Raw genomic sequence first — 14,453 nt, 5'->3', positions numbered from 1 at the left:
TACCTCCTAATAGCAATTCATTTATTTATCACTATTCATAAGTATCGTACCATTTAGCACTCTATTATGTCAAGTGCTAATGATAATTTTATAAATTTTTTGCTGAACTATCTGCAGTTAAATCATTAATATGATAATTTGAAAAATATAATAACAATCTATTAATAACAGTTTGTTTTAATTCACTAAAATATTGCTCTCTTTTTGTTTTCTTTTTCATTGTAGCTATTGCAGCTCTTTCTAAATTAAAATATTTAAGTTCGTCATAGGAATTTCATTTTTTAATATTAATTTTAGTAAAACACTCATCAATAGTGGCATTGTAATTCATACTTGCAATATCATTGAGTAGTTTTTTTTCATCTAAAGTTAAAATAAAATTTAATGGTTTGGAAAATTTGAAATGATTTAAAATTTTAGGTAAGATTGGTATATATACTTTTGTTTAAATTTTTTTCATCAACTCTTTACCAAAAATTATATGCCCATAATATTGAATATAAATAGTAATCAAATAAGTAATATCTGACTTCATTTTCTGTAAGTCATCACTTGTAAAATCATGAATTCACTCTGTTTTTAGTTTTACATAATAATTAATCAACATAGAGATATAATAGTTATTTTTAAAATCTCTATTTAAATTATCTAATAATATTTCCTTTGAAATTTTATTTAAGCTAAACATTAATATCAAATTTCTTCATTTTTGTTCTATGTAAGATGGATAATAAAAAATAGATGATTCTTTCAAATGAAATTGATTCATTTTTATTATTTTAGTAATCAAATCCACTTTATATTGTATATTCTTGATAATTTTTGTGTGTCTATTTTTATTTATAATTAGTTCATGCATTGACTCACCTCTCACATTATTACGTAAAAAAATGACGTAAATACGTCATTTATTCTAATATTTCAATTAAAACATCATTTAAATTAATATATCCAAGCTCTGTTGTTTTTAAATGATTATTTTTAATTTCAAGTAAATTCTTTGAAATTAATCGTTGAATTGATATTTCATATCTTTTAAAAGCAAAATAGGTATCATTTTCAATATTTAAATTAATACCATCTATTAATCGCAAACCCATCATTAATATTTGAAAATAATAATCATCAATGGTTAAAATTTCTTTTTTTTGTTTATAACTAGTAACATTACCAACATTATTTGTTAGTGATAATTCATTATCTAAAGACTCAAAACCCGATGCTCCAACACCTATACCATAAAATAATTTATTGGTTCAATAGCATAAATTATGCTTTGATTTTTTGCCATCTAAAGCATAATTTGATATTTCATATCTCTCAAAATTTGATTTAGCCATTTTTTTATTTATTAGCAAATCAAAATTATAATCATTCAATGGTAATTTTTTTTGCATTTTACCTCATATTGAGTCTTCCTTTAGAATTAATGAATATCAAGAAATGTGATTTGGTCTTAATTTTTTAATCATTTTAAAATCAAAATAGATATCTTTTTTTGTTTGATCAAACAAGTTATACATTAAGTCAATTGAAATATTTTCAAACCCTACTTCTTTAATTGAATAAAAAGCAGATTTAATTGTTTCTAATGTGTGTTTTCTACCTATTTTTTTAAGCAAATCATCAGAGAATGTTTGAACACCCAATGAAATACGATTTATTCCGTTATTTTTGTATGCTATCAATTTATCTTTTCTTGTTGATTCTGGATTTAATTCTATTGTAATTTCTGTATCTTTACAAATATTGTTTTGAAAGCAAGACATTAATTTATTAATTTGATTTACATTTAAAACAGATGGAGTTCCACCACCAATATAAATTGTATCTAACATATAATCACAGTTTTTTGTTTTTCATTCATTAATTAATTTATCCAAATAATCATCAATTAATTTATCAGAAATAACTTTAGTTTTAACAAAATCACAATAAAAACATATATGTTCACAAAAAGGAATATGAACATAAACATTTTTAATTTGATCTTTTGTTATTAAACATTCACTGCTGCTTTTTGTCATGGCCATCTTCAAGTAGCGTTTTTATTTTTTCTTCTAAACAATAATACTGTAATTATAATTGCGATTAATAAAATAGCAACAATTGTTAAAAATATTACCATACAAATTCTATTTGTTCTTTTTTTAATGCTCCTTATTTCACTGTCTGGTAAAATTTCATAACCATAATAAGAAATAATATTATTTTTTCTAGAACGTGTTGTTATTATATTAAAAATTTGAATCCCCAAAACAACAAATAGAACAATAGTTGTAATAGTTATGTTAGAAGTCATATCAGGTATTTCACCAATTTTTCAAAAACCAAAATAAAATACATTATGATCAGATTCGTGAATTGATTGTAATCCATATAAAATACCTAAAGTAATTGCACCAAAAATATATGTTGGGAATGCTATTCAATTCAAAATTATTGTTCTAGATATCATATTACGATAATTTTTTGTAATAAAATATGGTATTTGTTCTCTACCTGCAAACAATTGTGCTTCATATTTAATAACGGATGCTTTAATGAAAGTATAATCCATTATTGAAACTATAAATAAAATCAATGCCACTATTCCAGATGTAATTGTAAAAAATGGTTGTGGAATTGATGATAATTTCATTCCCCAAATAAGTGCGTTTTCATCATTTACAGATAAATTTAGTGATTTAGTTGCCACAAAATATGCTGTTGCAAAAATAGAACCGCAAACTATTCCAAAAATTCCTAAAAAGAAAAATAGAATAATTCTTCATTTTTCAGCTCTAATTTCCTTTGCGATTTGTGTTGGAATAATTGTTGTATTTTTATATTTATTTGCTTTATGATTTTGATATTGTAATTCATTAAAATTGTTGTAATTTACAGGTTGATACATTTGTGGTTGATAGACAACTTGTGGTTGAGTGGCATTGAAATTATGTCCGTTATTATAATTTTCATAAAAACCATTATTGACATAAGCATAATTTGCATTATTATAATTACTTGCATACCCTGCATCAAAGCTTATATTTTGGTAAGGATTATAACGAGATTGATTCTGCATTGGTTGTTGATATTGTATTTTTCTATTATCATGTAAATATGGTTGAGAATAATGATTGTCTACATTAACATTCATCATTTCTTCATTATAAATAGGGTAATTATTTTGCATTTTTATATTAGCCATTCGTTCTGCATAACGCCCTTGACGAATATTTTCTGTTAAATCATTTTGGTATCTTGCAACATCAGAAGAATTTGCTAATTCAGTTTGCGGTTGAACATAATTATAATTTGGATAGTTATTTGAATTAAAGTTTTGATTTGGCATGACAGAATTATTATAAACTTGTTGTGATGGTTGCATATTATTATAATTTCTTGGTCTAATAATTTTATCTTCATCTAATGGAATATTGTTGTATTGTGCAAAATTTTCTACTTGATATTTAGAATAATTCGGAATTATTTGTCCATTATTATCTTGTTGTGAATTTTGCGCATTTGTATATGGTTCATTTATATAAGATTTGACATTTGCAATTATACCCATGCTTATTACCCCTTTGAATTTAAATTGCAAATATAAAAGAAAAATAATTTAAATTATTTTTTATTTCTAATAGCCTTTTTAATTTGTGCGAGTTCAAGTTCAAAATCGTTTTTTAAATCATTAAATTTTTCTACTTTTTTAAAATCTTCTCTTGACAAATTCTTACGGTTTAAAACTAAAGATTTTGGTTTTTTAAACATTGCTAAAAAAAACAAAATCAAAGCAAGTAAAGCTATAACAAAAAAAACAATCAAAATGATTTCCAAAGGAATGCTTCAATCTAATAAATAAAATAATCTATTTGACCCTTTATCATTAACCAATAAAATCACTTTTATTATTTTCTCCTTATATTTGCGTAAAATGTTTAAGCCCTATCAAACACTACACAGTTATTATACATCATTTTCTCTTTTTGGGTAAATATTTTGAAAATAAAAAAAGGAAATTTATTTTTCCTCATTTGTTAATAATTCAACAATATCTGCAATAACATCATGCTTTCATTCCTTAATGTTATTTTCTTCACTTTTAAATGACTCAATAAATTCATCAATCAATAATACAATTAAAGTTTTAAAAAATTCAGGTTCATCAATACTATTTAATTCTATAAAATGTTTAAATTCAACAGTTCCTTCAACATTAAATAAAACTGAATCTACAGCATCATCCGCGAAATACTTAGCTGATTCTTCTGTTCCTAATCTATTTTCCAATTCTGCTAAAATTTCTTCATCTGAAAATTCTATCGATTGTGCTTCTTTAATAATTTCAGCGATATCTACGCCTTTCATTTGACTTACAATTTCTTCAACTGCTGGTTCAAATAATTGCATACCAAAAGCCATATCTATATTAATCATAACTTCATCTACTATTTCATTTGCAACTGTTTCTGGTAAATTGTTCAAATAATTATCTACTTGTTCTAAACTATATTTTGTCATTATCTTATCCTTTAACTCTATTAATTTTATTATCTCACCTTTTTTAATTATCTAATAATTTTTTTGGGTTGCAAAGCACCGTTTCTTTTATGCTCTGATATAAAATGTAAGTATTCAATTCTTTCTTTTGCATCAGTTGAAACATTTTCACCTATTAAGTAACGATCAATAATTTCATATGAAAAACCTATTTCAGCTTCATCTGTTTGATTTTCTCATAAACCTGCTGTTGGTTTTCTATCAATAATAATGTTTGGAACATTATAAAATTTCGCAGCTTCTTTTACTTCTTGTTTTAATAAATGAACTATTGGCAATAAATCACATCCACCATCACCAAATTTAGTAAAATAACCAATATGTCATTCATCTGCATTATCTGTACCCAAAACAAGATAATTATGTGATTGTGCGAGAGAATATAGAGTTGTCATTCTTAATCTTGCTTTTGTATTTGCCAAAGCTAATTGAGTTGATTTTGCTGTTTCGTTTGGCAAATTCAATTCTGTTTTAATTTCATTAAATGTTGATAATAAATTTACAGTTTTGAATTTTAAATTATTTTCATTTACTAATGCATTTTTACATTCTTCATCTTCTAACGAAGAATGTAATGGCATTCAAACAGTTAAATAATCATTCGGAAATGCTTGTTTTGCCAAATTTGCAACTAATGCGGAATCTATTCCACCAGAAATTCCAACTATAACACCAACGGCATTTGCAGCTTTTACTTTTTCTCTAATTCAGTCTACTATTTCTTTTAAATATATTTCCAGTTTCACAAATTAACCCATCCATTCCAATTCAATATCATAAATTCTTACATAATCACCATTTTTTGCTCCACGTTTACGCAATTGATCATAAATACCCAAACGACACATGTTTTCATTAAAAACTAGTAAATTATCATGTGTTGATATTGGAAACTTATTATAAATTTTTTTGATAGCTTCTCCAGAAATTTTCCAATGTCCGTTTCCTAAATTTTCAATAACAGTATCATCTTTTTTAGATTCTAATGTATAAATTTTTGGTGAATTATCATTTGTATTTTCATCTTGCATATTTCATAACGCCTGTGTTGGTATATTTTCTAGCGCATCACCAATTGCTAATAATAATTCATCTAGACCTGTTTTTTTCAAACCAGATATTTTAATGATTTTTTTATCTTTAATTTGTTCATTAAAATAAAGTAAATTGATTTGAGCCTCTTCTAAATCAATTTTATTTGCCACAATTATTTCTAATCTGTTTTCTAATTTATAATTATAATTTATTAATTCTTGCCTTATAATTTGATAATTTTTAAAAACATCCTCTGTTGCATAATTTCCAGACATATCAATAACATGGCAAATAATTCGACATCTTTCAATATGTTTTAGAAATTCATCACCTAAACCTTTTCCTTGTGAAGCTCCCTCAATTAAACCCGGAAGATCTGCAACTGTAAAAGTTCGTCCTTTTTTATCACGACATACTCCAAGTTGTGGGCTAATTGTTGTAAAAGGATAGTCACCTATTTCCGGTTTAGAATTTGATATAGCTCTCAATAATGTTGATTTACCAGCATTAGGTAATCCAACAAAACCAACATCTGCTAAAACTTTTAATTCTGCTCTTATTTCAAAATATTGTCCAGGTTCACCAGCTTCAAAAATAGTTGGTGCTTTGTTTCTTGAAGTTGCAAATCTTGCATTTCCTCTTCCACCTTTACCACCTTTGGCCACCAAATAATGTTTATTGTTTTCTACAACATCAGCAATTATGTCACCTGTTTTTACATTAATTATTAATGTTCCTAAGGGAACATTAATAATTAAATCAGATGCACTTTTACCATGCATATTTTTGATATCACCTTTTAGCCCGTCTTGTGCAACATAATTTTTTTGAATTTTTAAATCAAGTAAAGATGATTTACCTTCATCACCCACAAAAATAACGTCACCGCCGTCACCGCCGTCACCGCCATTAGGTCCCCCGTTTGGTACATAAAGTTCATGACGAAATGAAACTGCTCCATCGCCACCTTTACCTGCTTTTATATTAAAATTGGCAATATCAATAAATTTCATTTGTCAATCTCCTTAAATATTTTCTATTTTATGTCATTTAAAATATAATGAAAAAAAATAAATAATTCAAAAATAATTTTGAATTATTCTTCAGAATCATTTACTAATTCTAAAATTTGTCCATCTGATATTTTAATTTCGTTATTTTTTAATTGTTCAAAACAAGTTGAACATAAAAAAGTTGGTATACCATTGTCTGCATTTAAATCATCAAATTTTTGTCATTCATTAATCGGTTCATTCAACGCATCATCTAGAAATTCATCTGAAACATTTGTGTTTTCATCTAAAATATCATGTGCAATATTTCCGATTGTTCTTGGTGCATCTTTTCTAACTCAGTCTATTTGTTCAAGACCACAAACAGAACAAGTTGTATCAAACATTTCTATCATCACATTATTTGAATCATCAAATGTTTTATAATCTGATGTATTAAAAATAAATTCACTCATAAATTATTTTTCCTTATCTGTATATCACGTTCTTATTTTATCATACACTTTTGATGCAATGCTATCTTCAAAGTTAAAATAATTATTTCTAATATTCAAAAATGATTCTTCAATTCCTAACATATTAAAACTGAGCATAATAATTGCCGCTGTAAATTCATAATAGCTGACATTTTTATCCAAAAAAATAGGAAAATTTAAAAGAAAATATTCATTTGTAATTTGTTTAGAAATTTTAACCAACGATATGTCTTTTTGACCTATCGTTTCATCTAGTAATTTAAAAACATTATTTATGACAACAAATAATTCATCAAAATTGTTCTTTGTTGGATTTATTTTAAAAAGACCATTTTTTTTAATGATTGTATATTCTTCATCAATTTTTTGATCCATTAAAATAAACAATAGCATTGATTTATTTAAATCAGATAAATTTTCATTTGTCAAAAATTTCTTTAATGTTTTATTTAACGAACGTGCATTCATTTTTTTTAATTGATTAATTGCTATAATGTGGATATTTTTTTGCTTTTCATCCAAAAGAATTTTTTCTATTCATTCTAAACTTCAAAGCGATTTTTCATCATTATTTAAATTTACATTTTTATTAATTGATTGTACTTTTTTTAGTAATTCTAATAATTCTTTTTCAAAATCAGAAGGAACATATGGCATATTAATTTCTTGTTGAATTTCAACTAATAATTGATCAAATTTATTTTCTTTAAATAGTTCGTTTAATTCGTTAAGTTTTTCATCATAAAAATTATTCAAAATTATTATTCCTCCAATATTCTAAATTATATATAAAAAATAAAAAAACATGAATATAATATTCATGTTTTGAGTTATCTAAATGGCGCCCACGAGAGGATTCGAACCTCCGACAACACGCTTAGAAGGCGCGTGCTCTATCCTACTGAGCTACATGGGCATACAACATTTATTATAAACAGTTTTTTAAAATATTTATAAAAAAATTACTAAAATACCAAAAAATGAGATATTTTAGTGTTTCATTTACAGGAAAAAATATCAATCTAATGCTAAATTACAAATACAAATTAATTAATTCTGCTTATTAATTAATAATGTTTTTATGTGATACTGATTTAACGATAATATTCTACATTCATTATCAAAAAATAAACATAATAATCATCAATGTCTATTAATCATTAAAATAATATTGATTGTTAAATATTTTCGCATATAATGAAATTAGCAATTAAATATTGCAAAAAGGAGAAAATATATGAAAATTTTATTATCCTTATTATCAGTTGTAGCACCAGTTGTAAGTGTTACACCAACTATAATTAATTTAGATAAAATGACATCACAAAATGATGTAATAGAAACACAACTTATAAATGAATTTGTTCCATCAATTAGTGTTGATGAAAATCATGAACCAATTGCAGGTGAGTATGATGCAACGCAAAATTTGATAAACTTTATCGAACAAGATTTCAAAATTGGATTCATTCAAAATAATTCTGTCTCAAATTTTACAGTAACAGATGCAAAATCACAATTTTCAGCAACAGCGTTTGAAGGAAATTTAGAAGAACTAGCACAAACATACGAAGAAATTCTACATGCTTCAATTACATATGATGATTTCGAAGTAAAAAGTGTAACTGCATCAGTTATTAAAGGTAGTGTTTCAGATGAATACACATGAGATTTAAATGCAGTTATATTCTTTAACGGATTAGATAATGATTTTAAATTATGTAATTATCAATCATCTCAAGAATTTGCGGGGTTCCAAATTTTAAGTACTTTTAAAAATAAATTAACAATTAATTACGAAATAAACAATAACATAAATCATACAGACAATATTTTTAAATCAAATATCAAATTAAACAACGAAGGATTTACATATTTAGCAAGTCAAATTATTGATGCATTCAATTTTGAATCAGGTATATACTACCATGCAATTATTGATTATGTAAAAACTACTACAACTATTAATTTAAGTAATATTCAAAATATTAATGTTTTAACTGCTTTAAAAAATGATGACAACACATTCACAACAGGTGATATTATTTTAAATAATGATCTTGTAACTGATGAATATTTTTATGTATCAATTACATCATTAGATACAGATGGAACATTTAATATGTTGGTTAAAAATATTTAAAGTTTCTTTATAAAATTTTAAACCATATAAACAAAAAGCTTTTTTAGAAATAAAAAAGTTTTTTGTTTATATTTAGTTTTAAAAAAATTATTAAATTAGTAAATATTTTTTAGTCACTCAAAAAATATATTTTCAAAATTATTTTTATCTATTTTATTAATTGATAATTGACAAATTAAATTAGAACCGCCACCAACATAATTTACATTATATTTTTTTAAAATATCCAAAAATTTATTTAAATTTAATTTGTTTTTTAAATCAGCAGATACCAAAAGTAGAATATTTGTATTATCAATATTATTAAAATACAATTCTATACTTGCTTTTTTAACTTGAATAGATTTTAAGGTCTTTGGCATTAAAATTTTATTGTCTATTAATTGATTTGAAAAATTATTGATTGATACATTGATTTCATTTATTTTTTTAACATCAGAATTAAAAGTTAATTTTTCTAATTGTTCTTGTTGTTTAATTTGTGCAAGTTTATTTTCTATTTTGAAATCTCCTTGAATTTTAATCAATAAATTATTTAAATATTCAAAATAATTTCTATTTGCTTGCGATAATTCAACATCGTATGGAATATCAAGAGAATACGAATTATTCAATTTCAAAATTTTTGCTTTAATATCTTTAATTTGATTTAAGATATTTTTAATTTTAATTATAAAATGTTTATTTATTGTATTTTGAAAAGCAGATACCGTAACTAAAAAACCTTTTTTTGCAGATTCAACATCAACCAAATACAAATGTTTTATTTCACCTGTTGATTGTACATGTGTTCCTCCGCATAAATCTGTCGTGGAATCTTTAAATTCAACTGCTCTCACAATGTTATCATATCTATCTATAAATTTATCATAAGCAATGTAACCATTATTAAATGCTTCTTCTTTTGACATAAACATTTCATTTTGAATAATATTTTTCTCAACATCTTTATTTACTTCATCAACAATTTCTTGAATTTTATCTCAAGTAACATTGTCACCTGTAAATTGTGATCAGGTTTTTTCTTCATCTAAACCTTGTGATATTTCTTCTAAATTTAAGATTTTTTTAACAGACATAGTGTACAACATATGTGAAGCTGTATGATGTATTGAATGATTGTGTCTTCTTTTTTCATCATATTTTTGTGTAACCACATCACCAATTTTTATTTCTTCATTTTTGAAATCTACTAAATGTACATAAACGTTTTTAATAAATTTTTTTTCAACATCTAACACTTCATAATTTTTATTATCTTTAATTAAGTATCCTGTATCAAATGGTTGGGCACCACCAGTTGCATAAAATACAGTTTTATCAAAAACAATGAAAGTTAGGCTTGTTGAATGATCAACTTTCTCTCCTTTTAAATTGAATAAATATTTTACTGGTTGAACTAAATTATTTTGGTGATAACCTAAATATTCGGTCTTATTTATTCCGTTAATGTCATTTAATACATTTCAATTTATTTCCATTATAAATCCCTCTTATTTCAAAAATAATTCTACCTTAAAAATTATTTTAAAATAAAGCGAAATTGGAAAAAATAAAAAAAGTCTCACGACTTTTTTAATCCATTAATCCAGCTTCATAAAGATCTTTAAAATGGCCAGAAACTTTTCTCAATTCATTAAAAGTTCCAACTTGGGCAACACCAACACCTTTAGCTAATACAATAATTTGATCTGAATTTTTTATTGTTGATAAACGGTGCGCAATCGAAATTGTTGTTCGCCCTTTCATCAGTTCTTCTAAATTACCTTGAATTTCTTTTTCAACAATATTATCTAAAGCGGAAGTGGCTTCATCTAAAATTAACAATTGTGGATTTTTTAAAAACATTCTGGCAATAACAAGACGTTGTTTTTGACCACCAGACAACATAAATCCTCTTTCACCAAGTATTGTATCGTAACCTTGAGGCCATGATTGAATCAATTCATGTAATTCTGCTTTTTTTGCAGCTTCCATTACTTCTTCATCTGATGCATCAAAGCGTGCATAACGAATATTATCATAAACATTACCAAATAAAATTTGTGGTTCCTGTTCAACATATCCTACTTTATCCAAATATGATGATAAATGAATATCTTTTAGATCAATTTTGTTATTTATTAATACTTCACCTGTTGTAGGGTCGTAAAAACGTAATAATAATTTTGAAATAGTTGATTTACCAACTCCTGTTTCACCCACAAATGCATATGATTTACCATTTTCAAATGTAAAATTGAATTTTGGTAAAATTAATTGCTCTGGTTTTTCAGGATATGCAAAAGTAATATCTTTAAAGATAATATCACCACTAATATTATCAATCATAATTCCGTCATTTTCAGCATAATGTGGGTCTAATCTAGATTTAGAATTCATAATTGTGAAGACACGTTGAGATGCTGTTGATGCTTGAACAAGTCCACTAATAATACGCACCATTTGCATAATTGGCGATATCATTGTTCCAACACCAGAAATAAATGAAGTTAATACAACAGATAAAGTTGCAATATCATCATGATACATTATTGCACCAGCAATAATAATCACAACTTGAATAGATGATATTCCAGCTACCATTACTGTAATTATAATTGATTGCATTGAAATTAAAGTTTTTGATTTTTTATAATAGTCTTTATGTTCTTCTTTAAAACGATTTGTTTCATATTCTTCTGTTCCAGAGGCTTTGATAAGTCTTACAGTGTTTATTCTGTCTGTAACATCACCATTAATGCTTGTAATTGATTTACGCACTTTAAACATAACTCTACGAACAATCATAAACATAGACATCATTATCGCCAACAAAAGAACCATGGCAACAACTACAACAATTGTTAATTTACCGTTAATTGTAGCCATTACACCTAATGAACCAAAGAAGGTCAAGAACGCAGACACAACTGCTATTGGAACTTGCGATGCTTGCTCTCCAATTATTTGAGTATCAGACACAATTTTTGTTAATATTTCACCAATTTTTTTATCTGAATAATAACTTATATCTTGTTTTACTAATCTTTCTAAGGTTTTATTACGTAGATCAATTTCCATTCTTCTACCTAACATTCCTGCAAAATAATTTGATACAAATGTACAAATTGCTATTAAACCAAACATACATAATTGAACATAAATTCAACCTGTTCAATTTAAATGCATATTAAATAAATATGCAAAATAATTATTACTGTTTGCATCGAAATTTACAAATGAATATCCATTATGCAATGCCTCATTATACATATTATTAATATTTAAATTTAATCCTGGTTGCTGAGCATTTACAGCATCTTGAACAGCATTAATTCATTCGCCAAAATTACCACCCGTGAATGCGGGTGCATTCACGTCATTATCCAATAAAATTTGAATTAATGAATTTGAAAATTCGTGCTCCATTTGCGCAGCCATTAAAGTTCCCATTAATCTTTCTGTTATTTTAGGGCCTACAACTGTTGCAAAAGCAGAAATTGCTGTAACAAGCAAAATCAACAAAGACATTAATCAGTGAATTTTGATATAATCTCAAACTAAACCAAAAAAACCTTTTTTATTTGCTTTTAGAAATAATTTTAACTGTTCCTTTTCAAAAGGAGTCAAATCTTTTCTATTTTTTGCCAATAAATCTTCTGCGTTATTTAACTCTACAGAATTATTGGCTTCTTTTTTTGTATTTCGTTTCACACTAATTACCTTTTTCTATATTATAATTTTCTTTTAATTTTAATTGAAAATTTTGTTTTATAATGTTCCAAAAAAGAACAAACAAAGAAATAATTTTAATCATACTCGTTATCTTCTTTCTATGTTTTTTAAAACTTCTTGAATTGCAGATAAATCCGCTGTTTTTGGGTGTTCACCTAAAACTTCTGATAAATAATTTTTTGAAAATACTATTGACGATCTCAAATTGACATCAAGATCTTTTTTTAATTCTAATAATTCTCTTAATTTATTTTTTTTCAAATCATCATTATAAAGCAAGGCAATTTGATCTATTCTCAACTCATCAAATGAATAAGGAACATGCGATGTAAACAAGAATTGACCGTACTTTTTATTAATTTCAGAATTCATAAACAAATCAATTATAAATTTAGAAAGCGATGGATGTAAATTCATGTCTAACTCATCGCCTATAAATAAGCCCCCCTCTAAAACTGTATAAATTGCAAACATTACAATTTTTACAAATTTTTTTGTACCGACCGATAAATCTTTATAAGCAATAGTTTTTTCACCATTATTTAATTTTAATGTAATTTCATAATTATCTTTGCCACGAAAAGATGGCGTCAAATTTTTATGAGCACTTAAAATTTTGCTATCAGCTGTTTTGGCTATCATCGTTATTAATTTTTCCATTTCCGAATTTGAAAAATATTTTTTTAACTGAGCTTTAGCTCTATCAAAATGATTTGGAGAATTCATTATTTGTCCAAATACCATTTTTTGTTCAATAAAATTGTCTAAAAATTTGCAAATTGCAGGTATTTTTTCATACACTTTTACTGAAGAAACTTTGAAAATATCCACACTTTTACTTATAAAATTTTCAATATTTGTAGTTGAAATTTTTTTTAAGAACATGAAAATAGTTCCTTTATTTGATAATAATGAAGTCAATCAATTACCATCATCTTTAATATCTTTTTTAATTGTTATTTTTTCATTAATTATATTTAAATCTGCATCTAGTTCTAAAAAATGAACAAAGAAGAAATCCTCAATCGCAAAAGTTACTTCAAATAAAATATTTTTTGCTGCATCATTAAACATATTTGAAGTAAACAACATATTACTTCCTTCTCATCAATTCTGAGAATCCTCATGTTCTCCCATAAAATAATTAATTACATTCATTGATGTATCATTGAATAGCGCTAAACTCCCAAATTTTTGCAAAGTATAATAACAAAAAATTGCACGAATTAATGAAGATTTACCAGCGCCGTTCATACCAGCAATACCTTTTACAGGTAATAGATTTAAATTATTTATACTTATGAGTGATTTTTCATGATCTTTTACTCTATTATTGGCGAGAAAACTTATATCTTCCCAATCACTAAAAGCCATAAAATTTTTAACTTTAAAATTTACTAACATAACTACCCCACCCCCAATAAAAATTATACATGCTTTTATTTATATGTCAACAATTTATGCATTTTTTTTGCATAAATTTATATATTTTTGTGAAAGTTAATCATTTTATTGCAATTT

General features: G+C 25.2%; 14 protein-coding genes and 1 tRNA gene. 1 reads left to right on the top strand and 14 read right to left on the bottom strand.

What is annotated here, in order from left to right; genetic code table 4:
• Positions 1 to 88: 88 nt before the first annotated feature.
• The 11 genes from AACK85_RS01950 to AACK85_RS01900 all read right to left on the bottom strand — a co-directional run bounded on the left by AACK85_RS01950 (position 89) and on the right by AACK85_RS01900 (position 7,988).
• On the bottom strand, positions 89 to 331 hold the full coding sequence (locus AACK85_RS01950; protein WP_338970624.1) for a hypothetical protein: 243 nt from the start codon (positions 329 to 331) through the stop codon (positions 89 to 91).
• Between the two features lie 114 nt (positions 332 to 445).
• A complete protein-coding gene (locus AACK85_RS01945) occupies positions 446 to 859 on the bottom strand; it encodes a hypothetical protein (protein ID WP_338970621.1) in 414 nt (137 codons plus the stop codon).
• 49 nt (positions 860 to 908) lie between these two features.
• Positions 909 to 2,027, bottom strand: a complete 1,119-nt coding sequence (gene hemW, locus AACK85_RS01940) for a radical SAM family heme chaperone HemW (RefSeq protein ID WP_338970618.1) — start codon at positions 2,025 to 2,027, stop codon at positions 909 to 911.
• The gene (locus AACK85_RS01935) at positions 2,000 to 3,559 is read right to left on the bottom strand and encodes an MSC_0882 family membrane protein (RefSeq protein ID WP_338970616.1); all 1,560 of its coding nucleotides are present in this window, start codon (positions 3,557 to 3,559) and stop codon (positions 2,000 to 2,002) included. The genes hemW and AACK85_RS01935 overlap by 28 nt, the downstream gene beginning before the upstream one ends.
• Positions 3,560 to 3,612: 53 nt before the next feature.
• Positions 3,613 to 3,891 carry a TIGR04561 family membrane protein gene (locus AACK85_RS01930; protein ID WP_338970613.1) on the bottom strand — a complete coding sequence of 93 codons (279 nt, stop codon included), beginning with the start codon at positions 3,889 to 3,891 and terminating at the stop codon, positions 3,613 to 3,615.
• A gap of 117 nt (positions 3,892 to 4,008) precedes the next feature.
• Positions 4,009 to 4,509 carry a hypothetical protein gene (locus AACK85_RS01925; RefSeq protein WP_338970610.1) on the bottom strand — a complete coding sequence of 167 codons (501 nt, stop codon included), beginning with the start codon at positions 4,507 to 4,509 and terminating at the stop codon, positions 4,009 to 4,011.
• A gap of 47 nt (positions 4,510 to 4,556) precedes the next feature.
• Positions 4,557 to 5,294 carry an NAD(+) synthase gene (gene nadE, locus AACK85_RS01920; protein WP_338970608.1) on the bottom strand — a complete coding sequence of 246 codons (738 nt, stop codon included), beginning with the start codon at positions 5,292 to 5,294 and terminating at the stop codon, positions 4,557 to 4,559.
• A gap of 3 nt (positions 5,295 to 5,297) precedes the next feature.
• On the bottom strand, positions 5,298 to 6,596 hold the full coding sequence (gene obgE / locus AACK85_RS01915; protein WP_338970605.1) for a GTPase ObgE: 1,299 nt from the start codon (positions 6,594 to 6,596) through the stop codon (positions 5,298 to 5,300).
• An 83-nt stretch (positions 6,597 to 6,679) separates the two neighbouring features.
• Positions 6,680 to 7,051, bottom strand: coding sequence for a hypothetical protein (locus AACK85_RS01910; protein WP_338970603.1), 372 nt, complete (start codon positions 7,049 to 7,051; stop codon positions 6,680 to 6,682).
• 3 nt (positions 7,052 to 7,054) lie between these two features.
• A complete protein-coding gene (locus AACK85_RS01905) occupies positions 7,055 to 7,828 on the bottom strand; it encodes a DUF3196 family protein (RefSeq protein WP_338970601.1) in 774 nt (257 codons plus the stop codon).
• 83 nt (positions 7,829 to 7,911) lie between these two features.
• Positions 7,912 to 7,988, bottom strand: a tRNA-Arg gene (locus tag AACK85_RS01900).
• Between the two features lie 321 nt (positions 7,989 to 8,309).
• Between AACK85_RS01900 and AACK85_RS01895 the strand changes: the two genes are divergently transcribed.
• Entirely contained in the window at positions 8,310 to 9,215 is a 906-nt protein-coding gene (locus tag AACK85_RS01895; protein ID WP_338970598.1) for a hypothetical protein, read from the top strand.
• 95 nt (positions 9,216 to 9,310) lie between these two features.
• On the opposite strand, the gene AACK85_RS01890 is transcribed toward AACK85_RS01895, so the two are convergent.
• From AACK85_RS01890 to AACK85_RS01880, 3 genes are all read right to left on the bottom strand, one after another.
• Positions 9,311 to 10,696, bottom strand: a complete 1,386-nt coding sequence (locus tag AACK85_RS01890; RefSeq protein ID WP_338970595.1) for an alanine--tRNA ligase-related protein — start codon at positions 10,694 to 10,696, stop codon at positions 9,311 to 9,313.
• A gap of 94 nt (positions 10,697 to 10,790) precedes the next feature.
• Entirely contained in the window at positions 10,791 to 12,911 is a 2,121-nt protein-coding gene (locus AACK85_RS01885) for an ABC transporter ATP-binding protein (RefSeq protein WP_338970593.1), read from the bottom strand.
• 108 nt (positions 12,912 to 13,019) lie between these two features.
• Positions 13,020 to 14,336, bottom strand: coding sequence for an AAA family ATPase (locus tag AACK85_RS01880; protein ID WP_338970591.1), 1,317 nt, complete (start codon positions 14,334 to 14,336; stop codon positions 13,020 to 13,022).
• Positions 14,337 to 14,453 lie beyond the last annotated feature (117 nt).

The organism is Spiroplasma endosymbiont of Labia minor, assembly GCF_964019845.1.
Taxonomy (GTDB): domain Bacteria; phylum Bacillota_I; class Bacilli_A; order Mycoplasmatales; family Mycoplasmataceae.
The sequence above is the reverse complement of the archived record's forward strand: the minus strand, read 5'-3'. Positions and strand labels throughout refer to the sequence as shown.